At 72.2% G+C, this 21,077-nt stretch carries 19 protein-coding genes; 7 read left to right on the top strand and 12 right to left on the bottom strand.

From position 1 onward, the window contains the following. The 4 genes from Cba03nite_RS15505 to Cba03nite_RS15490 all read right to left on the bottom strand — a co-directional run bounded on the left by Cba03nite_RS15505 (position 1) and on the right by Cba03nite_RS15490 (position 5,277). Positions 1 to 720 (bottom strand): 4'-phosphopantetheinyl transferase family protein, encoded by a 720-nt coding sequence (locus Cba03nite_RS15505; protein WP_203746367.1) that lies wholly within the window; start codon positions 718 to 720, stop codon positions 1 to 3. Beyond that, positions 717 to 1,718, bottom strand: coding sequence for an alpha/beta hydrolase family protein (locus Cba03nite_RS15500; RefSeq protein WP_239125763.1), 1,002 nt, complete (start codon positions 1,716 to 1,718; stop codon positions 717 to 719). The genes Cba03nite_RS15505 and Cba03nite_RS15500 overlap by 4 nt, the downstream gene beginning before the upstream one ends. 241 nt (positions 1,719 to 1,959) lie before the next feature. Continuing rightward, positions 1,960 to 3,021 carry an N-acetylmuramoyl-L-alanine amidase gene (locus Cba03nite_RS40315; protein ID WP_203746365.1) on the bottom strand — a complete coding sequence of 354 codons (1,062 nt, stop codon included), beginning with the start codon at positions 3,019 to 3,021 and terminating at the stop codon, positions 1,960 to 1,962. 180 nt (positions 3,022 to 3,201) lie between these two features. Then, the gene (locus tag Cba03nite_RS15490; RefSeq protein WP_203746363.1) at positions 3,202 to 5,277 is read right to left on the bottom strand and encodes a PQQ-dependent sugar dehydrogenase; all 2,076 of its coding nucleotides are present in this window, start codon (positions 5,275 to 5,277) and stop codon (positions 3,202 to 3,204) included. A gap of 194 nt (positions 5,278 to 5,471) precedes the next feature. Between Cba03nite_RS15490 and Cba03nite_RS15485 the strand changes: the two genes are divergently transcribed. The 3 genes from Cba03nite_RS15485 (at position 5,472) to Cba03nite_RS15475 (ending at position 8,706) form a co-directional block, all read left to right on the top strand. Next, on the top strand, positions 5,472 to 6,833 hold the full coding sequence (locus Cba03nite_RS15485; protein ID WP_203746361.1) for a type I glutamate--ammonia ligase: 1,362 nt from the start codon (positions 5,472 to 5,474) through the stop codon (positions 6,831 to 6,833). A 79-nt stretch (positions 6,834 to 6,912) separates the two neighbouring features. Continuing rightward, positions 6,913 to 8,022 (top strand): amidohydrolase family protein, encoded by a 1,110-nt coding sequence (locus Cba03nite_RS15480; RefSeq protein WP_239125762.1) that lies wholly within the window; start codon positions 6,913 to 6,915, stop codon positions 8,020 to 8,022. A 117-nt stretch (positions 8,023 to 8,139) separates the two neighbouring features. Next, positions 8,140 to 8,706, top strand: coding sequence for an ATP-binding protein (locus tag Cba03nite_RS15475; RefSeq protein WP_203746359.1), 567 nt, complete (start codon positions 8,140 to 8,142; stop codon positions 8,704 to 8,706). On the opposite strand, the gene Cba03nite_RS15470 is transcribed toward Cba03nite_RS15475, so the two are convergent. Next, positions 8,696 to 9,928: an SAM-dependent methyltransferase gene (locus Cba03nite_RS15470; protein WP_203746357.1), complete on the bottom strand. Its 1,233-nt coding sequence runs from the start codon at positions 9,926 to 9,928 to the stop codon at positions 8,696 to 8,698. The genes Cba03nite_RS15475 and Cba03nite_RS15470 overlap by 11 nt on opposite strands. Positions 9,929 to 9,937: 9 nt before the next feature. Further along, positions 9,938 to 11,299 carry an FAD-binding oxidoreductase gene (locus Cba03nite_RS15465; RefSeq protein WP_203746355.1) on the bottom strand — a complete coding sequence of 454 codons (1,362 nt, stop codon included), beginning with the start codon at positions 11,297 to 11,299 and terminating at the stop codon, positions 9,938 to 9,940. Between the two features lie 80 nt (positions 11,300 to 11,379). Between Cba03nite_RS15465 and Cba03nite_RS15460 the strand changes: the two genes are divergently transcribed. After that, positions 11,380 to 12,042 carry an adenylate kinase family protein gene (locus Cba03nite_RS15460; RefSeq protein ID WP_203746354.1) on the top strand — a complete coding sequence of 221 codons (663 nt, stop codon included), beginning with the start codon at positions 11,380 to 11,382 and terminating at the stop codon, positions 12,040 to 12,042. Positions 12,043 to 12,045: 3 nt separating this feature from the next. Here Cba03nite_RS15460 and Cba03nite_RS15455 read toward each other — a convergent pair whose 3' ends face one another. Then, positions 12,046 to 13,410, bottom strand: a complete 1,365-nt coding sequence (locus tag Cba03nite_RS15455) for an NAD(P)/FAD-dependent oxidoreductase (RefSeq protein ID WP_203746353.1) — start codon at positions 13,408 to 13,410, stop codon at positions 12,046 to 12,048. A 208-nt stretch (positions 13,411 to 13,618) separates the two neighbouring features. Between Cba03nite_RS15455 and Cba03nite_RS15450 the strand changes: the two genes are divergently transcribed. Next, positions 13,619 to 14,152 (top strand): EF-hand domain-containing protein, encoded by a 534-nt coding sequence (locus tag Cba03nite_RS15450; RefSeq protein ID WP_203746352.1) that lies wholly within the window; start codon positions 13,619 to 13,621, stop codon positions 14,150 to 14,152. Between the two features lie 84 nt (positions 14,153 to 14,236). Here the strand turns inward: Cba03nite_RS15450 and ligD are convergent, their stop codons facing one another. After that, the gene (gene ligD / locus Cba03nite_RS15445) at positions 14,237 to 15,223 is read right to left on the bottom strand and encodes a non-homologous end-joining DNA ligase (RefSeq protein WP_239125761.1); all 987 of its coding nucleotides are present in this window, start codon (positions 15,221 to 15,223) and stop codon (positions 14,237 to 14,239) included. Between the two features lie 193 nt (positions 15,224 to 15,416). Here ligD and Cba03nite_RS15440 point away from each other — a divergent pair, with 193 nt between their 5' ends. Next, entirely contained in the window at positions 15,417 to 16,370 is a 954-nt protein-coding gene (locus tag Cba03nite_RS15440) for a zinc metalloprotease (RefSeq protein WP_203746351.1), read from the top strand. 101 nt (positions 16,371 to 16,471) lie between these two features. Here Cba03nite_RS15440 and Cba03nite_RS15435 read toward each other — a convergent pair whose 3' ends face one another. Further along, positions 16,472 to 17,569 carry a glycoside hydrolase family 18 protein gene (locus Cba03nite_RS15435; protein ID WP_239125760.1) on the bottom strand — a complete coding sequence of 366 codons (1,098 nt, stop codon included), beginning with the start codon at positions 17,567 to 17,569 and terminating at the stop codon, positions 16,472 to 16,474. Between the two features lie 121 nt (positions 17,570 to 17,690). Here Cba03nite_RS15435 and Cba03nite_RS15430 point away from each other — a divergent pair, with 121 nt between their 5' ends. Further along, the gene (locus tag Cba03nite_RS15430; protein WP_203746350.1) at positions 17,691 to 18,026 is read left to right on the top strand and encodes a helix-turn-helix domain-containing protein; all 336 of its coding nucleotides are present in this window, start codon (positions 17,691 to 17,693) and stop codon (positions 18,024 to 18,026) included. Positions 18,027 to 18,037: 11 nt separating this feature from the next. On the opposite strand, the gene Cba03nite_RS15425 is transcribed toward Cba03nite_RS15430, so the two are convergent. The 3 genes from Cba03nite_RS15425 to Cba03nite_RS15415 form a co-directional block, all read right to left on the bottom strand. Then, positions 18,038 to 18,661 carry a Fic family protein gene (locus Cba03nite_RS15425; RefSeq protein WP_203746349.1) on the bottom strand — a complete coding sequence of 208 codons (624 nt, stop codon included), beginning with the start codon at positions 18,659 to 18,661 and terminating at the stop codon, positions 18,038 to 18,040. Continuing rightward, positions 18,661 to 18,834, bottom strand: a complete 174-nt coding sequence (locus tag Cba03nite_RS15420; RefSeq protein ID WP_203746347.1) for a hypothetical protein — start codon at positions 18,832 to 18,834, stop codon at positions 18,661 to 18,663. The genes Cba03nite_RS15425 and Cba03nite_RS15420 overlap by 1 nt, the downstream gene beginning before the upstream one ends. A 124-nt stretch (positions 18,835 to 18,958) precedes the next feature. Further along, on the bottom strand, positions 18,959 to 21,076 hold the full coding sequence (locus tag Cba03nite_RS15415; RefSeq protein ID WP_203746345.1) for a bifunctional polysaccharide deacetylase/glycosyltransferase family 2 protein: 2,118 nt from the start codon (positions 21,074 to 21,076) through the stop codon (positions 18,959 to 18,961). Between the last annotated feature and the right edge of the window lies 1 nt (position 21,077).

Here is a 21,077-nt window from a genome sequence, read left to right as displayed (position 1 = left end):
TCAGGCGGCGTGGGTGTCGTCGGCGAGCAGCGCGGCCGCGTCGTGCTCGGTGACCTCCAGCGCGGGCCCGAGCACGGTCAGCGCGCCCTGGTAGCCGTCGCCCGGCGCGAGCGTGAACATGCGCGCCGAGGCGACCACCTCCGGGCGGCCGTCGTAGCGGTGCAGCCGGGGCGGCTCGGCCGGGAGCGACACCTCGATCTTGGTCATGGCCGTGCGCAGGCCGTCGCCGGTCGACTTGAGCACCGACTCCTTGCGCGTCCAGTACGTGTAGAAGCCGTGCTGGTCCAGCGGCGCCGAGGCGGCGATCTCGGCCTCGCACAGCGCCAGCCGGGCCACCCCGAGGATGTCGCGCTGGTCCTGGCAGTGCTCCACGTCCACGCCGAGCGGCCCGGCCAGGCCCACCGCGACCGCGATCCGGTCCGCCGAGTGCGACACCGACACCTCCAGCCCGGCGGGCAGGGTGGGCCGCCCGTGCGGGACGGCGCACGTCGTGCAGGAGCGGTCGATGCGCACCGCGGCCGGCTTCTCGCCCAGGTGGCGGCCCGCCACCGTACGCAGCAGCGCGGCCGCGACGGTCTGCCGGGCCTTGTCCTCGTCGCGGCGCAGCGACTCGCGGCGCTCCCGCTCCCCGGCGCTGAGCAGCCGCTGGTGCCAGGGCCGCTCGTCGGAGGGGCGGGCCCAGTAGACCCGGCACTCGCCGGGACGCAGGTCGTCGCTCACAGCTTGGCCTCGAATCTCGACACGCCCGAACGGGTGCCGTCCTTGGCGAGACGGCCCTTGGCCGCCGCGTCCGCGTACAGCGTCCAGCGCAGGAAATCGGTCATGGTCTTCATCATCGGGTCGAAGCCCTTCGCGCCCGGCGCGAGGAACTCGCTGTGGCCGCCGCCGAGCACGGTCAGGAACGCCCGCGGCCAGGACGTCGCGTCGTACGCGTCGCGCCCCGTCTCGTACTTGACCACCGCGTCCCGGTCGCCGTGCACGAACAGCACCGGCGTGCGCGAGCCGCGGAAGCCGCCCAGCGCGCCGCCCGCGATCACCACCGCCGCCCGCACCCGGTCGTCACGCTTGTTCGCCAGCATGCCCGCCGAGGTGAACCCGCCCGCGGAGTGCCCGGCGACCGCGATCCGGCCCCCGTCCAGCCGCCCGGCGAACCGGTCCCCCGCCGTCGTGTTCAGCTTCAGCAGCGCGGTGAGCACCGCCGACCCGTCCGCGGGCTGATTGATCACGTCCGCGCCCTGGAACGGCGACGCGTCGCGGTTGGTGAACGGGTAGGCCGGTGCGGCCACCACGAAGCCCGCCGCCGCCAGCCGGGTGGTGACCTGCTGGTAGTACGCGGGCAGGCCGCGCAGGCCGTGGCTGAACAGCACGATCGGGAACCGTCCGGCGGCGGCCGCGGCGTCCTTGCGCGGCGAGCCGCCCGCCTTCCCGGCGGCCGGATACCAGACGGTGGTCGGCAGCGCACGGTCCGCGCCCCGGCTGAGCTTCAGCGTGCGTACGCCCACCGCCAGCGCCGCCTTGGGCGCCCCCACCACCACGGGCGACGCGGCCGCACTCGGCGCCGCCGAAGCGGACGCGCCCGCCGACGGCACAACAACGGCGCTGCTCGATCCGCTGGGAGCGGGTGGTGTGGCACCGGGCGCCACGGGCGCCGAGCACGCGGTCACGCCCAGCAGCAGCGACACCGCCAGCAGACGCAGGCGCACCCGGGGCTCCGACACGCCGCCGACTCTACCGGGAACACCCACCCCCGGCTCTCCTCACGCCCCACCCCACCGGCCGCCCCGTCCCGCGCGGCGCGGCGTCCCGCCCCGTCCAAGATCGACCGACTTGCCTGGCAACCGGGCGTATCTTGGGCGCGCATTCGCCCATGTGCCAGGCAAGTCGGCGGATCTTGGGGCGGTCGCCCGGGGCGCCGCGGGGGGTGGGTCGCGCGGGGGGTGGGTCGCGGGGGTGGGTGGGTCAGACGCGGGTGATGCGGACGGCGTCGGCGATGACGAGGCCGGCGGCGCTGGTCCAGCGGCTGACGCCGACCAGGTTGCGGTCGCCGGCGGCCAGGTTGAAGGTGCCGAGCGAGCGCCAGGCGCCGCCGCCGGTGCGCTGGTCGATGTTGACGGTCTGGTTGCCGCCGGAGGTGACCACGATGTGCGGCGCGGAGGCGCTGTAGCCGGGGTCGGCGGCGTGCCACACGTCGACGCGGTAGTTGGCCGTCGCCGGGATGTTCACCTTGAACCAGGCGGAGTCGCTGGCCAGCACGGGGCTTGCGTACCGGTAGTCGGTGCCGTAGCGCTGGCCGGAGTAGGTGGAGGTGCCCCAGTTCGCGCTGGCGGTGAAGCGGCCGGCGGTGAGGTTGTCCACGATGGTGCTGAACGAGGGCGGCGGCGCGGACAGGCCGAGGTGGTTCGCGATGCCGTTGGCGTGGCCCTGCGCGGTCGCGGTGAGGAAGGCGGCGCTCTTGAGCAGGTTCGCGTCGGCGACGGTGTCGATGAAGAGGTTCTCGGTCAGCACGGCGGGCATCGCGCTCTCGCGCAGCACGTGGAAGTTGGCGGTCTTCTGGCCGCGGTCGGTCACCGAGCCCGCGGTGCGCATGCCGGACAGGACCCGCGGGTGCAGCGCGTTGTGCAGGGCGAGGGTGGCGGCGTCGGTGGTCGGGTAGCGGTAGCTCTCGAACCCGGTGCCGCCGCCGGAGTTGATGTGCACGCTGACGAAGATGTCCGCGCCCCAGGCGTTGGCGTCGTCGGTGCGCTGGGCGAGGCTGACGGTGGCGTCGGTGGTGCGCGACATGCGGATGTCGACCGCGTAGTTCGCCTGGAGGATGTTGCGGATCTGCAGCGCGATGTTGAGGGTCAGCGCCTTCTCCTGCAGGCCGTTGGCGACCGCGCCGGGGTCGGTGCCGCCGTGTCCGGGGTCGAGGTAGACGCGGGGGTTGGCGGCGAACGCCGGGCGGGCGAGGAAGGGGGCGGCCGCGAGGCCTGCCGCGCCGGCCAGCAGGGTGCGCCTGCGCACGGAGGGGTTGCCGAGCATGAGCACCTCTCAGGGGTGGGGGGTCGGGCTCGGCGCGACTATAACGATGCTCGATAGATAAATGAAAGATGTCTACAAGAGAATTAAGGTCTACCGAAGGATTCCTTCTATTCGCGCGCACGAACGCCGGCCTGTCCCATCGGAGTCGACGGGACAGGCCGGCGGCGGGAGGCGGTGCGGCTACTGGAGCTTGATGGAGACCTTGGCGCTGCGGTCGGTGCCGACGCGGGCGAAGAGCTGGTACGAGCCGGGTTCGGGCACCGGCCCGGTGGACACCCTCACCTGCGACTTGTCACAGGAGGAGCTGGACTTGCCGTTCCACGTCACGCTGAACACCATCTCCCGGCCCGCCTGCAGTGAGGTGACCTGCTTGCCCTTGGGCGCGCCGCAGTGGTCGGAGGACCACACCTTCTCGGTGCCGTGCATGAGGAACAGCTCCTGCGCGTCGGCGCCGATGTCACGGCTGCAGGTGTGCTTGGCCAGGTTCTTGACGACCAGCGTGAACGTCAGCGGCGTGCCGCGCTTCACCTCGGTCTTCGACGAGCGGGCGGTGACCTGCAGGTCGCCGTCGGAGCACTGCTCCTTCGCGGTGACCGGCTTGGTCTTGCCGGGCGGCGCGGGCGCGTAACGCACGCGGTAGATCTTGGCGCCCGCGGCGGTGGCGTTGTAGCCCTGGTCGGGATACAGGCCGGAGAAGTAGAGGCCGTCAGGACCGGCCGCGATGCCGGCGACGGTCGTCTTGCCGTACCCGTTGTACTCGACCAGGGTCTTGGGCTTGGAGACCGAGCCGTCCTTGTTGAACGTGAACTCGACGATGCGCTTGCCGCGCACCTGCGGCCCGGTGCCGTAGGTGGGGCCGCTCTCGGAGACGAACGCGTTGCCGTACTTGCTCTCCGGGAACCCGGCGGTCTGGTTGCCCTCCTTCTGCACGAAGGTGATGCCGACCGGCGCGTGCGTCGGGGCCCAGCTGTACAGGGCGCGCTTCTTCATGCTGGAGGTGTGCGAGTTCCAGCCGTAGTCGGCCCCCTTGACCACCCGGGCGAACCGGTCGTTGTTGACCGTGCCGTTCTCCACCGAGTAGTGCTGGCCGTCGGCCGCCCGCCAGGCCCCGCCGAACGGGTTGCGGAAGCCTGACGCCCAGACCAGGTCCTTGGTCTCGCTCTTGTCGGCCGGGTCGAAGTACGGGTTGTCGGCGGGCGCGGTGCCGTCCAGGTTGACCCGCAGCACCTTGCCCCGGCTGTCCGTGAGGTCGCGTGCCGACTCCGGGATGAACCCGTCGCCCATGTGCACGTAGAGCATGCCGTCGGGCCCGATGGTCAGGTTCGAGATCTGGTGCGAGGCCACCTGCGGGTCGTTCTTGAGGTCGAGGACCGTGGTGACGGTCTTGCCCGTCATGCCGCCGTCCTCGCTGTGGATGCGCACGACCTTGGGGAAGAACTCGGTGCCCTTCTGGTACAGCATGCTGGCGAACACGTCGCCGGTCTGCGGCTCGACCACGATCCCGGTCAGCCCGATCTCGCCGGTGCCGGGGAACTTCGCGTAGGGGTCCCAGTTCAGCAGGTTCTTGGCGTACACGCTGACCTTGAGGTCGCCGCGCACCACCTTGATCGTCCCGTACAGCTCGGTGACGTAGAACATCGGCTTGTCCGGGGCGATCGCGTGCGAGGGCACCATGGCGAGGTTGACCGGCAGCTCGAAGCCGGACGCGACCTCCTCGACGCGGTAGCCGGGCTGCGCGACCACCCACTGCGGCGCGCCGGGCAGCGGCTTGCGCTCCTTGTCGGTCTTGAACGGCCGCGCCGTGTACGGGCTCCACTCGGTGGCCGGGTTGCCGCTGCTGTCCTTGTGCCGCACCCGCAGCTCGAACTGCTTGTCGCCGGGCAGGTCGCGGCGCTGGGCGAAGCTGTTCTCGAACACGCCGTCGCCGAGGTGGGTGTGCGCCTTCAGCACACCCCCGGCGCAGCCCTCGAACCAGACCCGCTCGCGCGGCTGCACGGTCCAGATCTCCCAGTCGGTGCACACGTGCTCGGAGCCGGCGTCCACGTCCTGCATGGGGCCGGTCTCCATGTGCACGTCGGCGCCGCTGAGCAGCTGGCCGTCCACTTCGGGCTCGGTGATGACCGGGCCGAGCGGCGCGGACGAGGCGGGCAGCACGGGACCGCCGACGTGCTGGCAGGCCGAGACGATGCCGAAGAGGCTGAGCACTATCGCGACCAGGATCGTTTCGCCGGCGAGCGCCACCTTGCGAGCGGTCATGCTGGCTTCCCCCGGGATCGTCGTGCCTCATCGAACTCGGGCGAGGGTACCGACATGGTAGGGGGATTTCATGCATTACACGCTTATACGCGTGTTTCAGTAGCGTTTGCCCGATTCATATTGTATCAGTGCTGTCTCGGCATGTTTCGGCGGTTCAGTCGCGTACGTCCGGTCGGACCGGCAGAATTCCGGGCATGTGGGAGCCCGTGCTCGATCGGGACGCGCGGGCCGCCGCCGCGCGCGCCGCCGCCGCCGAACTCGCCGCCGCCGGAGTCCATGGCGTGGCGCTGACCTGGGTCGACAACACCGGCGTGACCCGGGTGAAGGCGGTGCCGACCGGGCGCCTGGAGCACGCCGCCGCCTGGGGCGTGGGCATGTCCAAGGTGCACGACGTGTTCTGCGTCGACGACTCCATCACCACCGGCGACCTGATCGGCGGGCCGGTCGGCGACCTGCGCCTGCACCCGGACCTCGGCGCGCTGACCGTGCTCGCCGCCGCGCCGGGCTGGGCCTGGGCGCCGGTGGACCGGTGGACCCAGGACGGCGAGCCGTACCCGCCGGACCAGCGGCTGTTCGCGCAGCGGCTGGTGGAGCGGGCGCGGGCGGCCGGGCTCACCTTCCGCATGGCGTTCGAGATCGAGTGGTATCTGGGCAGGCCGGACGGCTCCCCCGCCGCCGACGGGCCCGCGTACGGCATGGCCCGGCTGGGCCAGCTCGCGGACTTCGGCCGGGACCTGCTCGCCGCGCTGGCCGCGCAGGCGGTGCCGGTGGAGCAGTTCCATCCGGAGTACGGCCACAGCCAGTTCGAGCTGTCCACGGCCGCCGCCGACCCCGTGGGCGCCGCCGACCGGGTGGTGCTGGTCCGGGAGACGGTCCGGGCGCTCGCGCTGTCGCACGGCCTGCGCGCCTCGTTCGCACCGGTGTCCGTCGCCGAGCACGTCGGCAACGGCATGCACCTGCACTTCTCGCCCTGGGCCGGGGGCGCCAACCTGCTGGCCGGCGGCGACGGGCCGTACGGCATGACCCGGCGCGGCGAGTCGGTGCTGGCCGGGGTGCTGGACCGGCTGCCCGCGCTGGCCGGGCTGGGCGCGCCGAGCTGGGGCAGCGCGCTGCGCCAGGCCCCGCAGCGCTGGGCGGGGACATACCAGTGCTGGGGGCACGAGAACCGGGAGGCCGGGCTGCGCTTCGTCACCGGCGCGGCGGGCGCCCGCGAGCAGTCCGCCAACGCCGAGGTCAAGTGCGTGGACGGCTCGGCCAACCCGTACCTGGTGGTCGGGGCGGTGTGCGCGCTGGCCGCCGACGCGGCCGACGCCGGGCTGCGCCTGCCCTCCGAGGTGACGGCGGACCCGTTCACGCTGGCCGAGGGCCGCCGCCCGCCCCGCCTGCCGGACACCCCGGCGCTCGCCGCCGCGGCCCTGCGCGCCGACGGCGGTCTGTGCGCCGCCCTGGGCGAGGGCCTGCTCGATGCCTTCACCGCCGTCCACCGCGCCGAGGCCGAAACCCTGGGCCGACTCGACCCCGAACACCTGGTGGAGACCGTCCGATGGCGCTACTGACCGTGCCACCCCGCCCGCCGCGACCGTCGCTGCGTGCTCGCCGCTCCGCCCATCCCGCCGGGACGGCATGGTGGGCGCGGTGAGCCCGCTGGACCTGTCGGCGCTGCCGCTGGTGGACGCGCACTGCCATGCGATCACCACGGCGCCGCTGGACGACGCGGCGTTCGCGCTGTGGTGCACCGAGGCGGACGATCCCGCGCCGGAAGGCGTGTCGTACCTGGACGGGCAGCTCGGGTGGGCGCTGCGGCGGTGGTGCGCGCCGGTGCTGGACCTGCCGTCGCACGCCCCGGTCGCGGAGTACCTGCGCCGCAGGCGGCGGCTGGGCGCGGACGAGGCCGCGGCGCGGCTGCTGCGCGCGGCGAACCTGTCCGCGCTGCTGGTGGACACCGGGCCGGTGCTGGGCGGGCTGGCCGACCACGCCGTGCTCGGCACGCTGGCGGGGGCGCCGACGCGCTGGGTGATCCGCCTGGAGCTGCTCGCCGAGCAGATCGCGCCGGGCTGTGACGCGGCCGGGTTCGCCCCGGCGTTCGCCACGGCGCTGCGGGAGGCGCTGCCCGGCGCGGTCGCGGTGAAGTCGATCGCCGCGTACCGGCACGGGCTGCACCTGGACCCGGCCCGCCCGCAGCCGCACGAGGTGACCGCGGCGGCGGCCCGCTGGCAACGCGACGGCGGGCGGCTGGCCGACCCGGTGCTGCTGCGCCACCTGCTGTGGACCGCCGTGGACGCGGGCCTGCCCATCCAGCTGCACACCGGCTGGGGCGACCGGGACCAGCCGCTGGCCCGCGCCGACCCCGCGCTCTTGCAGCCGTTCTGCGAGGCGACGCTGGGCGCGGGCGTGCCGCTGGTGCTGCTGCACTGCTACCCGTTCCACCGCCAGGCGGGCTGGCTGGCGCAGGTGTATCCGCACGTGTACGCCGACGTCGGGCTGACCGTGACCCACCTGGGCGGCCGCGCCGCGGCGGTGCTCGGCGAGTTCCTGGAGCTGGCGCCGTTCGGCAAGCTGCTCTACTCCTCCGACGCGATCGGCCTGCCGGAGCTGTACCTGGTCGGCGCCGCGCAGTTCCGGCACGGCCTGGGCCGGGTGCTGGGCGCGCTGGTCGCCGACGGCGCGGTGACGGCGGCCGACGCCGTCCAGGCCGCGGAGCGCATCGGCGCGGGCAACGCGGCCCGGCTGTACCACCTGAGCTGATCTCTGCCCCTGGTCGCGGCGGGCCGTCGCGGCTACGGTCGTCGAGAGGCGATCAAAAGGGCGGTGCGCGGGTATGGGAGTGGTGTCAGCGGTACCCCACCCCGATCGAGGTCGCTCATGAACCCCGCCGCCAGGATCCGCCTCGGCACCGCCGGGCCGACCCGGCGTGCCCGGCGCAGCGTGTTCCCGCCGGGCACCCCGGGCACCGTGTCCCCGCTGCGCCGGCCCGAGCCCGGAGAAGCCGACGCCAGCGGGCACGAGCTGCCCGCCGTGACGCCCTATCAGCAGCTGCTCGTGGAAGGCCCGTTCAGCTCGGCGGACCTGCGCGGCATCCGGCAGCGCCTGGACGAGCTGGCCGAGCACTGGAGGATGCCCGAACCGGTGGCCTCCGCGCTGGAGCTGGTCGCCACCGAGCTGGTGGTCAACGTGGTCATGCATGCCCAGGGCGACGGCCGGATGCGCGTCGCGAAGTACCCCGGCTGGCTGTTCTGCCAGGTCAGCGACCACGGCGAGGGGGTGGCCCGGCCATACACCGCGGGCTGGCAGCCGCCGACCGCCGAGCAGCAGTCCGGGCGCGGGCTGTGGATCGCCCGCTGCTTCTCCGAGCGGCTGACGATCGACTCCAGCCCGCTCGGCACCACCGTCACCGCCAAGCTGCGCCTGGACGGGCTGCCTACCAGGTAGGCCGCAGCGGCATGCCGCTGTGACCCCGGGCGTCCAGGCGTACGCCGAGCACCTGGTGCAGCTGCACCACGTTGCGGTCGAAGCCGAGCCGGGACGCGGCCAGGTAGAGCCGCCACACGCGGGCCCGGCCCAGGCCCACCTCGGCCACCGACTCGGCCCAGTGCTCCTCCAGGTTCGCCGACCAGGCGGCCAGGGTGCGGGCGTAGTGCTCGCGCAGGTTCTCCTCGTGCCGCACCTCGAAGCCGTGGTCGTGCATGGCCGAGACGAGGTGCCCGACGCCGTGCAGCTCGCCGTCGGGGAACACGTACCGGTTGATGAACATGCGCCGGTGCGCGGCGGGCTCCAGGTTGCTGGGCCGGGTGATGCAGTGGTTGAGCAGCCGCCCGCCGGGACGCAGCCGCACCAGCAGCGAGCGGAAGTAGCCGGGCAGCTGGTCGCGGCCGATGTGCTCGGTCAGGCCGATCGAGCTGATCGCGTCGAAGTGCTGCACGGGCACGTCGCGGTAGTCCATGAAGCGCACCTCGGCCAGGTCGGACAGCCCGGCCTCGGCGATCGCCTTCGCGGCCCACTCCGCCTGCCGCCGCGACAGGGTGACGCCGAGCGCGCGGACGCCGTACTCCCGCGCGGCGTGCATCACCATGCCGCCCCAGCCGCAGCCCACGTCGAGCAGCCGCATGCCCGGCTCCAGGCCGAGCTTGCGGGCGACCAGGTCGTGCTTGGCGAACTGGGCCTGCTCCAGGGTCGCCGCCGCGTCGGGGTAGACCGCGCAGGTGTACGCCATGGACGGGCCGAGCAGCCACTCGTAGAAGCGGTTGGACACGTCGTAGTGATGCGCGATCGCGGCCCGGTCGCGGGCCTTGGAGTGCAGCCGCCCGTGCAGGCGCACCTCCATCGGCGGCCGGGGCGGCGGGTTGAGCAGCTTGATCCCGCCGAGATCGCGCAGCGTGCGCAGCCGCTTGGACCAGGACTTGTCCAGCTCCAGCCGGTCCAGCCCGGCGAGCGCGGTGTACAGGTCGCCGGACACCTCGATGTCACCGGAGACGTACGCCCGCGCCAGTCCCAGCCCGCCGTTGGCCGTCGCCAGGTAGTTCAGCGCCCGCGGGCTGCGGATCTCGATGGTGACGTCCGCGTCGGGCGGGCCCGCGCTGCTGCCGTCGAACGCGGTGAACCGCACCGGCACCGGGCCCGCGATGAGCCCCTCGATCACCTTCGCCACTGCCATGGACACACCTCACCGAACGCATTTGTCGTACAGGTCGGGTAGCCGCCCGTCCGGGTCGTACTCGCGTTTCACCGCGGCGTACGCCGGACCGTTGTAGAGCTCCCAGAACTCCTCGGGCGGGTAGTGCACGGTGGAGTAGAGCGACTTGTGCCCGCCCAGCTCGTCCACCCGGGCCTCGATGAGCCGGTTGTGGTGGTCCTCGGGCTGGCCCGGGCGGCGGGCCACGCTGGACCAGAACCCGAAGTTGACGTACAGCCCGCCGGGCTTGAGCGGGTAGAGCGGCCACGGCTCGGGGTGGCGCAGCCGCAGCGGGCACAGCCACACCGGCGTGATGCCGACCTCGCCGAGGAAGAACTCCAGGAACTCCGGAGCCTGCCCGACCGGCACCTCGACGTCCTGCACCACCGCCTCCTGCGGCGGGCGGCCGCGCAGCCGGTCCAGCCGGGCGCTGACCCGGTGCCGCCGGTCGAAGCCGACGATGCGGTGGTACACGTCGGAGCGGCGGTAGCGGCGCGGCCACAGCCGGCGCACCACCGGGTGCTGGGCGCCGAACGCGCGCGAGCACCAGAACCAGTCCGTGTCCCAGCGCCACAGGTAGTCGCGCACGGGCAGGTAGTCGATGGGGCGGCGCAGCGGCGACCGGTAGTAGATCTCCTGGCCGGTGTAGTCGCTGGTCCACGGCGCGGTGTCGGTGAACGAGGCGATGGTCAGGTACATCTGCCGGGGCCCGAACACGGTGCCGTCCAGGAAGTCCACCCGGGCGTCGCCGTCGTGGCCGCTCGTGCAGATCTCGTCGAGCGCGGCGAAGCAGGCCGCGGCGTCGTCGAAGCGCCGGTGTCGCAGCTTCACGAACGGCCGCACCGGCTCCAGCTCGATGGTCAGCCGCAGCGCGTAGCCGAGCGTGCCGTACGAGTTCGGGAAGGCCCGGAACAGCGCGGCGTGCTCGTTATCCGGCCGGGCGGCGATCACCCGGCCGTCGCCGGTCATGATCTCCATCTCCAGCACCGACTCGTGCGGCAGCCCGTTGCGGAACGAGGCGGACTCGATGCCCAGCCCGGCCACCGCACCGCCCAGCGTGATCGTCTTGAGCTGCGGCACGACCAGCGGCATCAGGCCGTGGCGCAGGGTCGCGTCGACCAGCCGCTCGTAGGTCACCATGCCCTGCACCCGCGCGGTGCGGGCGGCGGGGTCCACCTCGATCAACCGGTCGAAGCCGCTGACGTCGAGCCCCGGCCCGGCGCTCGCGCGCCCGAAGCGAAACAGGTTGGACGTTCTCTTCGCGAGCCGTACGGTCTCCCCGCGGGGCAGTGACTCGTACTGCGCCCGCAGTGCGCGTACGGCTCCGGCATGGTCCTCAGCGGATGGCCCCACGTTCGCAACCTACCGCCGTAAAGACCCGCGAGCGAGACAAATCACTCGTTACCGATACCCCGGCGTGAAAGGATCCAGTCGTGCGCAAGTACGTGATCATGGGAATCCAGGGCAGCGGCAAGGGCACCCAGGCCAAGCAGCTCGCCGCGGAGTTCGACCTGGTGCACATCGCGGTCGGCGACATCTACCGCTGGCACGTGCAGTACCACACCAAGCTCGGGGCGCAGGTGCGCCGGGCGATGAGCGCCGGGGAGCTGGTCGACGACGCGCTCACCGAGTCCGTGGTGCGCGACCGGCTCGCCCTGCACGACTGGAACTACGGCTTCATCCTCGACGGCTTCCCCCGCAACCGGCGCCAGGCCCAGTTCTTCATGGAGGGGTACGACGTAGACGCCGTCATCCACCTCGACCTGCCCGACAGCGAGGTGCGCCGCCGGGTGCTGGCCCGCCGCCTGTGCTCGAACTGCGGCATGGACTACAACCTGATCGAGCACCGGCCGGTGCGCGAGGGACGCTGCGACGCCTGCGGCGGCGAGCTGGTCAGCCGCGAGGACGACACCGAGGAGGCGCTAGCCGCCCGGCTGGCCGACTACCACGCGAAGACCGACCCGGCGCTGGAGCTGTTCCGGGCCAAGGAGCTGGTCGTCAGCGTGGACGCCACCGCGAGCAAGCCCGCCGTGCAGCGCGCCATCCGCGAGCAGCTCGGCCTCCCCCTGCCCACCCGCAAGTCCCGCGCCAGCTGACCTTCAGCGCTCGCCGTCGGGGTCGGCGGGCATGAACCCGGCCGGGACGGGCGGGGCGGGGGCCGCGTGGCGGGCCGCGGAGGCGAGCGGTTCGCTGCTCAGCTGCAGGTCGGCGGCCTGCGGCGGGACCAGGCCGAGGCGTACGGCGGACGTCGGCAGCAGCGCGTCGAGCAGCCAGTCGGCGGCGACCCGGCCGCGGTTGCCGGGCAGCGACAGCAGGTGGTAGCCGCGGGTGACCACGGCCGCGGGCAGCCCGGACAGCGGCACGCCGAGCGGGTTGGCGGCCGCGTCCCAGCCGCCGAGGTCGACCAGGAACCCGAGATCGTGGTGGCGGTACGCCTTGCGCGTGCCCACCCCGCACGAGGCCGCGACGTTCTGCGCGAGCACCCGCCCCTGGCGTACCGCGTGCTGGGCGGTCATCGGGGTGTACTGGCCGGGGCGGGTCAGGTCGGGCACGGCCGCGGCGTCGCCGCAGGCGAACAGCTCGGGGTGACCGGGCACGGTGAGGTACTCGTCGACCACGAGCCGGCCCTGCACCGTGGGCAGCCCGAGGCTCTCCACGAGCGGGTCGGGGCGCACGCCGACGCACCAGACCAGCGAGCGGGTCGGCACGTACGAGTCGTCGGTGAGGCGCACCCCGTCGGCCTGGGCCTCCACCACGGAGGTGCCCATGCGCACGTCCACGCCGCGGCGGGCGAGCACCCGGGCGGCGGTGCGGGACAGGCGCGGATCGAGTTCGGGCAGCACCCGCTCGGCGGTGTCGAGCAGCAGCCAGCGGGGCCGCTCCCGGAGCCGGGGCAGCGCCTGCTGGAGCGCGTCGGTGAACAGCTGCCCGTGCGCGGCGACCTCGGTGCCGGTGTAGCCCGCGCCGACCACGACGAAAGTGCAGCGGGCGCGGCGCTCCTCGGGGTCGGTGGTGTTGGCGGCGAGTTCGAGCTGGAGGGTGATGTGGTCGCGCAGGAACATCGCCTCGGCGAGGCCGCGCAGGCCGTGGGCGTACATGCCGACGCCCGGGATGGGCAGCAGCCGGTTGACGCTGCCGGGCGTGAGCACGAGGCGGTCGTACTCGACGACGGCGCTGCCGCCCTCCGGGCCGAGGCAGAGCAGGCGGCGGCGGTCGAGGTCGATGCTCTGCACCTCGCCGGGCACGAGCCGCACCTGCGGCAGCGCGCGGGCCAGCGACACGGCGATGCGCCGCGGCTCTAGCAGCCCCGCCATGACCTCGGGCAGCAGCGGCACGTAGAGCAGGTAGTCGGTCGGGTTGATCACCAGGATGTCGGCGTTGCCGTGTGCGGAGCGGGCCAGTGCGCGGGCCGCGTGGTAACCCGCGAACCCCGCCCCGACGACGACGATGCGAGGGCGCGCCATACGGGCCTGTATTCCCCCGGGCCGCAGACGGCAAACGCGCCGCCGCGCCGGCCACACACTCTGTGTAACAGAACGGCAACGAGGCGTCGCCGGTTCGCGGCGCTTGGTAATGTCCAGTCAGGCCTCGGGTTCCGCGGCTGACGGGTTCCCATCATGAGGCCACCGGTTTCCGTACGGCGTTGCGCCGGCAGAGCAGGGGGTGCGACACATGTTGGACGTTCGGAGCGAGCGGCTCGCACGGCGGTTCCGGCTGTGGGACACCGACGGCAACGGGCACGTGGACCGCTCGGACTTCGAGAACGAGGGCCGTCGCATCGTGGCCGCGTTCGGTGAGGACGAGCGTTCCCCGCGGGCCCGCGCGGTCATGGACGCCTATCTGGCCATGTGGGAGTACCTGGCCACCAAGGCGCACGTGGATCCCGACGGCACGCTGTCGGCGAAGCAGTTCGACCGGGTGGCGCAGACCGAGATCATCCTGATGGGCGACACCGGCTTCAGCGCCGTGCTGCGCCCGACCCTCAGCGCGACCCTCGACCTGTGCGACACCGACGGCGACCGCCAGATCAACCCCGTCGAGTTCCGCAACTGGATCGAGGCGATCGGCGTCACCAAGCCGCACGCCGAAGAGGCGTTCGACCAGATCGACGAGAACCACGACGGCCAGCTCAGCATCGACGAGCTGTCCCAGGCGGTCCGCGACTACCACGCCGGCATCCTCGACATCCCCCTCCTCGGCAGGTAAGGAAGGGCACCTTCGTCGGCTCGCGTCAGCGAGACGAGCGGCTGCTCAGCTCGGATTCCGTAGTAGAAGGTGCCCTTCCTAACCTCAGGATTCGCGGACGACGTCCGATGGGGACTTGTCCGGGCGCAGGCCGCGCCAGGCGGGGTGGCGCAGGCGGCCGTCGCGCGTCCACTCGGTGAAGCGCACCTCGCCGACCAGCTCCGGGCTCACCCAGTGCGCGTCGCGGGCATCCCGGGCGGGCGGCGATGCGGCCAGCGGTGAATCCGCCCGCTCCAGTTTCGACAGCCGTGCGCGCAGGTCGCCGAGCATCTGCCGGGTGAAGCCGGTGCCGACCGAGCCGACGTACACCAGGCCGCCGGTTCCCGGGATGCCGAGCAGCAGCGAGCCGATGGTGTCGGCGCGGTTGCCCTGGCCGGGCCGCCAGCCGACGATCACGGCCTCCTGGGTACGCAGATTCTTGATCTTTATCCACGCGCGGGACCTGCGGCCGGGCTCGTAGGGCGTGTCGAGCAGCTTCGCCATCACTCCCTCCAGCCCCTGCTCGCGCGAGGTCGCCAGCAGGCGCGGCCCGCCGCCCTCGGTGTAGGGCGGCGTGTCCCAGTGCGGCCCGGACAGCCCCAGCCCCTCCAGCAGCTCGCGGCGCTGCCGGTACGGCAGTCCGGTCGTGTCGCGCCCGTTCAGGTGCAGCAGGTCGAACAGGACGTAGGTGACCGGGGTCGACGCGGCCAGCCGCCGCACCCGCGCCGCGTCCTGCAGGTGCATCCGCGGCTGCAGCGCCCCGAACGAGACCCGCCCGGCGGCGTCGAACGCGATCAGCTCCCCGTCGAAGACCGCGCTCGTCGTGCCCAGCGCCGCACCGAAGGCAAGCAGCTCCGGGTATGCCGCGGTGACGTCGAGGTCGTTGCGGGTCAGCGCGCGCACCCGGCCGCCCTCGGCGTACCCGATCGCGCGTACACCGTCCCATTTGAGCTCGTAGCCGTAGCTTCCGTCCTGCGCGGGCGGGGGCAGCTCACCGAGGGTGGCCAGCATGGGCCGGATCAGCTCCGGCAACGGCGCGCGACGGTCGGCCACAGCCCCAGTTCTACCGGACAGAGCGCCTCGGCCATCCCGAATCAGGCAGAACGAGCACCCGTGACACGACCGCGACAGCCGCCCCCGCCGATCGAATGATTTAGATACCCGACGATCGTCTCTAACGTCCCTCCCACATGCATGTGAACGGCGCGGACAACCCCACCGCGCCGTGGGCAGGAGAGGTGATTCGATGAACCTGAGGCGCTCCCTCAGCACGCTCGGGCTGACCGCGCTCGTCGCGGCGTCCACTCTCACCGGAGGGGCGGCGGTCGGTGTGGCCGCGGCGCCCGCGCCGGTCTGTGTGGAACCCGCCGCCGACGCGCACGCGAAGGCCAAGCCCGGCGGCTCCGCCAAGACCGACCCCAACGAGCTGACCGCCGACCAGGTCACCGCCAACGAGAAGGCGCTGCAGGCCGCCCTCAAGGCGCGCGGCAAGGCGCCCGCCCAGGCCGCCACCGCGGCCGCGGCCGCCGTCACCATCCCGGTGGTGGTGCACGTGATCTCCGAGGACGGCACCCGCGCCAACGGCAACATCCCGGACTCGATGATCACCAGCCAGATCAACGTGCTCAACCAGGCCTACTCCGGTGGCACCGGCGGGGCCGCGACCGCGTTCGCGTTCCAGCTGCAGTCGATCAACCGGGTCACCAACGCGGCCTGGTACCCGATCGTCTACAACTCCAACACGGAGAAGGCGATGAAGGCGGCGCTGCGCGTCGGCGGCGCGGGCACCCTCAACATCTACACCGGCCTGCTCAGCCAGGACCTGCTGGGCTGGGCGACCTTCCCGCAGTCGAACCTCACCACGTACGACGGCGCGGTCATCCTCGCCGAGTCGCTGCCCGGCGGCAACGCCAGCCCGTACAACCTGGGCGACACCGCCACCCACGAGATCGGCCACTGGCTGAACCTCTACCACACCTTCCAGGGCGGCTGTAACGGCCAGGGCGACCAGGTCGCCGACACGCCCGCCGAGAAGTCGGCCGCCTTCGGCTGCCCGACCAACCTCGACACCTGCAAGAGCAAGCCGGGCCTGGACCCGATCCACAACTTCATGGACTACACCGACGACGCCTGCATGTACGAGTTCACCGCCGGCCAGGCCACCCGCATGCTCGACGCCTGGAACGCCTACCGCGCGTGACGCCCCCTTGCGGCGATCTTGCGTGAACTGTGGGGACGACACGCCCGCAACGGGCATATCCCTAACAGTTCACGCAAGATCGCCGCGATCTTGTAGATGGGTCAGCTCTGGCGGAGCGAGGGCATGGGGATGGGGATGGAGAGGGCGGTGGCGCCGGCGCCCATGCCGTTCTCACAGGTGTTGGGCGGGGCGGTGCCGATGCCGCGGGTCGAGGGCTTCTCGGCGGCCCAGAACATGAAGCCGAGCATGCCCGCCGTCGTACCGGCGCCGTTGGGCGCGACCGACTGCACGTACGGCGCGGTCGCCTTCTGCAGCGAGTTCGCGTAGTTGTTGCACTCGGGGCGGACCTTGGCGCCCTCGGCGACGTAGAGGCCGCCGGTGAACTTGGCCGGGGCCAGCGGCGGCACCGGCGGGCTGTACTGCAGCTTGCCGTCCACATGCTCCTGCCAGTTGGCCTGCGCCGACGACACGGACGGCTGCCGCGCGGGCACCATCGCGTTCGCCCAGTCCAGCACCGGGTTGTCGGTGCGCAGCCAGTCCGCGGTCGCCTTGCGGTTCAGCTCGATCAGCCACCGGTCCCCGGCCGCGATGTCGATCGTCAACCGCGCCCGCGGGTTCGCGCCCGAGGCGTCGTACGGGTGCACCGCCCGGTACGCGGTGATGAAGTTCTGCAGCGCGGCCGTGTTCGGGTTCGTGTTCTGCTCGTAGTCGATCTCGATGCCGACCCCGAACTGGGTGGCCACCGCCGCCGCGCGCTGGCCGAGCAGGGTGCCGTTGGCGGTCAGCGCCGCGTCCCAGTCGTCGGTGTACGTGATGCCGCCGATGGAGAACATGACCCGGATGCCGCGCGAGGTGAAGTGGTTGACGATCTCCTGGGTCATGCCGCGCGGCACGCCGTTGAGGGTCGCCGCGTCGGTGGTCTGGTTGAGCAGCTTCAGCGGGTTGACGAAGCTGAGCACGACCAGGTTGACCGACGGGCGGCCGTCGCCGCGGTCGACGAGCCAGTGGTTCTGGCTGTCGAACTCGGCCACCGACCGCACGGTGCCCCACGTGCAGGCGTCGTTGCTGCAGTGCCACGCGCCGTAGATCTGAATCGGCGTCGCGGCCACCGCGAGCGGCGCGGGGGCGGGTGCGGCTGCCGCGGGCATCGGCCCGGCCAGCCCGATCAGTACGGCGATGAGCAGTGCCAGGCGTCTCATGAGGACCTCCGTTGGGGTGTCGCCCGACAGGAAACAAGGTTCACTGTTAGAGCGTCCATCGATGTCCATGTGTCACTATCGAATTGGCGATCATCAACTACGTCGCCATAGCATCGTCGCCATGAATGCAGGTGGCCCAGCGGCCGGGCATGGTGACTGGCGGTCGTGGCGGGACCGGCGTATGGCCGAGTCCGGCGCTCACGAAGCGTACGAGGCGACCCGCCTGGCGTATGAACTCGGCAGGGCGGTACGCGAACTGCGCGAGCAGCGCGGCTGGAGCCAGTCCGCGCTGGCCGACGCGGCAGGCATGACACACTCCGCGATTGCTCGGTTCGAGGCGGGCGGCATGGTCCCCACCGTGAACGTGCTGGAGCGCCTCACCCGCGCACTGGACACAGAGGTCAGCGCACGGTGCGTTCCGAAGCGCCCGGTCCCGCCGCACTCGGGGACCGCCTGAGTAAGAGACCGCTATTCGAACAGCTGCACGGGGACGAACCGAGCCGAAGCTCGCGGATCCCGATCCTGGTCGTAGCGGCGCAGCAGGCCGATGTACTCGCCCTTGTCCACTGCCCAGTCGTAGACCTCGATCGTCTCTCCGTCCTGAGCGGCCAGGAATACCAGGTCAGCGAACAGCCGGGTGGTCCGGCCGTTGCCGTCCCAGAAGGGGTGGATTCTCACCGATTCCGCGTGAGCAGCGACGCCCAGCTCTCGAGCGTTCCAGTCGTCGGTGTTCTGCCAGCGATAGGCCATCGACTCGAGCGAGCTTCGCAGGGTGGTGGCGATCTGCTCCGGAGCGATGCCGATGGTCACTTCATGCCTGCGATATTGACCGGCCCACCGCCAGATGCCGCTGTACAGGTTCGTGTGCAGATCGCGAAGAAAGCCGTCCCTCAGCAGATCCTCGACATCCAGGTCCCCATCGAGCACCTGCTGGATCAGCCGCTCGGCAACGACTTCGTACTCCGCTTCCTCGAGGTCGTAGATGTCAGCCTTACGGACCGGTTCGCCCAGGGCCTCCAGGGCCGCGGGCACCAACCAGACCAGCTCATCATCGGGCAGCGGAGTCTCACCGTAACCAGGCGCAAGCGCCATCAGTCTTGTGCTCGCCGGGCGGCGAGGTAGGCCGCGACCTTCGCCGAGCGCACATGACCGGCCGGGACATCCCGACGCTCCAGCTGAGCGGAGACCTTCGCGGACTTCGCGGCGAACCGTTTGACAACGTCCTTGGTCACCGCGCGCTTCTTGCCGGCGGCACGCTGCTCCATGACCTCACCCATCCCGTCGCCCGCACATCATCGATGCTACCGGCGCGCCAAGCAGCCGGGCGAGACGGCCGCCGCCATCGTCACCAGGAGCGAGGAAGCTGTCCGTCCGTGTGGGCGACGCCGGTCAGGCGTGGGTGCGGGCGTGGGCGGTGGCGGCCCCGGTGCGCACCATGCGGTGCCAGCGCAGCCGGTCGCCGATCAGCGCCATCACCGTGGACTGGATGACGACCAGGTACATCAGCTGCCGGTACACGATCTGCTGCAGCGGCAGGCTCCAGATGGGGCCGTAGCGCTCGCCGTCCAGCCGCAGCGCGTACGCCGCCGTCAGCGCCTGCAGCGCGGTGAAGCCCAGCCAGACCGCGGCCGTCTGCAGCGGCGGCAGGAAGATCGCGCCGTATACGCCGTAGATGTCCACCATCGGCGCGGCCAGCGGCAGCAGCACCTGGAACATGGTGAGGTACGCCAGGCCACGCCGCCCCAGCCGCCCGGACGCCCCGGACTCGACGACGGCCCGCCGGTGCTTCCACATCGCCTGCATGGTGCCGTAGCACCAGCGGTAGCGCTGCCGCCACAGCTGCCGCAGCGACGCGGGCGCCTCGGTCCACGCGATGGCGTCGGGGGCGTACACCACCCGCCAGCCGGCCCGGATGATCGCCATGGTGAAGTCGGTGTCCTCGGCCAGCGTCTGGGTGGACACGCCGCCGACGTCGACCACGGCCTCGCGGCGGAACGCGCCGATCGCGCCGGGCACGGTCGGCATGCACTGCAGGATGTCGAACATGCGCCGGTCGAGGTTGAAGCCGATCACGTATTCGAGGTGCTGCCAGCGGCCGAGCAGCCCGCCCCGGTTGGCCACCTTGGTATTGCCGGAGACGGCGCCGACGGCCGGGTCGGCCAGCGGCTGCACCAGCTCGCCGATCGCGTCGGGCTCGAAGACGGTGTCGCCGTCGACCATGACCAGGATGTCGCCGCGGGCGAACATGACGCCGGTGTTCAGCGCGGTGGGCTTGCCCGCGTTCTCCTGCTCGACGACGTACACGTTGGGCAGGCGCAGCCGGCGCACGATCTCGGCGGTGCCGTCGCTGGAGCCGTCGTCGACGACGATGACCTCGACGTTCGGGTAGTCGTTGGCGAGCAGCGAGCGCACGGTCGCCTCGATGTTGGCGGCCTCGTTGTAGGCGGGCACGATCACCGACACCGTCCCGACGTAGCGCTTGCGCCTGCGGGCCGCCTTGCGCACCCGGCGTACGTGCACCCGGGCGCACCAGACCTGCACGATCAGGCGCAGCAGGGCGAGCACCACGGCGGCGAGCATGAGCCAGGTCATCGCCCCGGCCAGCCAGCCCGAGCCCACCTGCGCCCAGCGCAGGGCGTGCCCGCGCAGCCGCAGGCCCGCCTCGGCGGGCGGGGCCGCGGGCAGTTCGAGGGCCTGGGAGACGGTGGTGAAGCGGTAACCCTGCTCCTGCAGCCGCGGGATGAGCACGTCGAGCGCCGCCACGGTCTGCGACCGGTCGCCGCCGGAGTCGTGCATCATGACGACGGCGCCCGCTCCGGCCTCCGGGGTGGCCGCGGCGACGATCTGCTCGACGCCGGGCCGGGCCCAGTCGCGGGTGTCGAGGTCGGTGAGCACGGTCAGGTAGCCCTCGTCGGCGGCCTGGCGCATGGCGTCGTACGCGGCGGCGGTCACCGCGTCGGGGGTCGCCGAGTAGGGCGGGCGCATCAGGGTGGCGCGGACGCCGGTCGCGGCGGCCACGGCGTTGCCGGTCAGGTTCAGCTCGACGCTGCGCTGCCACGCCGGGGTCGACGACAGGTCGACGTGGGTGAACGTGTGCACGGCGACCTCGCTGCCCGCGTCGACGATGCGCCGGGCCAGCTCGGGGTGCCGGTTGACCTGCGCGCCGACCACGAAGAAGGTCCCGGCGGCGTCGTGCCGGGCGAGCACGTCCAGGATCTTCGGGGTCCACTGCGGGTCGGGGCCGTCGTCGAAGGTGAGCGCGATGGTCTTGGCCGGCATCGCGCTGGTGGTGACGGTGCCGTCGGCGGCGGGCCGCTGCACGGGGCCGCCCTCGATCACCTCGTCGGCGGCCGGTCGGTCGTCGGCGACCGGGTGCGGGCCGCTGCCCTCCGCGCCGACGTGCTCGACGTATCCGTTGAGGCACAGCCCGGCCAGGGCGACCGTGAGGAACAGCGCCAGCAGCAGCCAGTGGGCGCGCGGTTCACGCCGCTTCAGGTGACGGGTCATC

The organism is Catellatospora bangladeshensis (assembly GCF_016862575.1).
Lineage (GTDB): Bacteria > Actinomycetota > Actinomycetes > Mycobacteriales > Micromonosporaceae > Catellatospora > Catellatospora bangladeshensis.
Note: the sequence above shows the minus strand (reverse complement) of the source record. Positions and strands in the feature narration are given on the sequence as shown.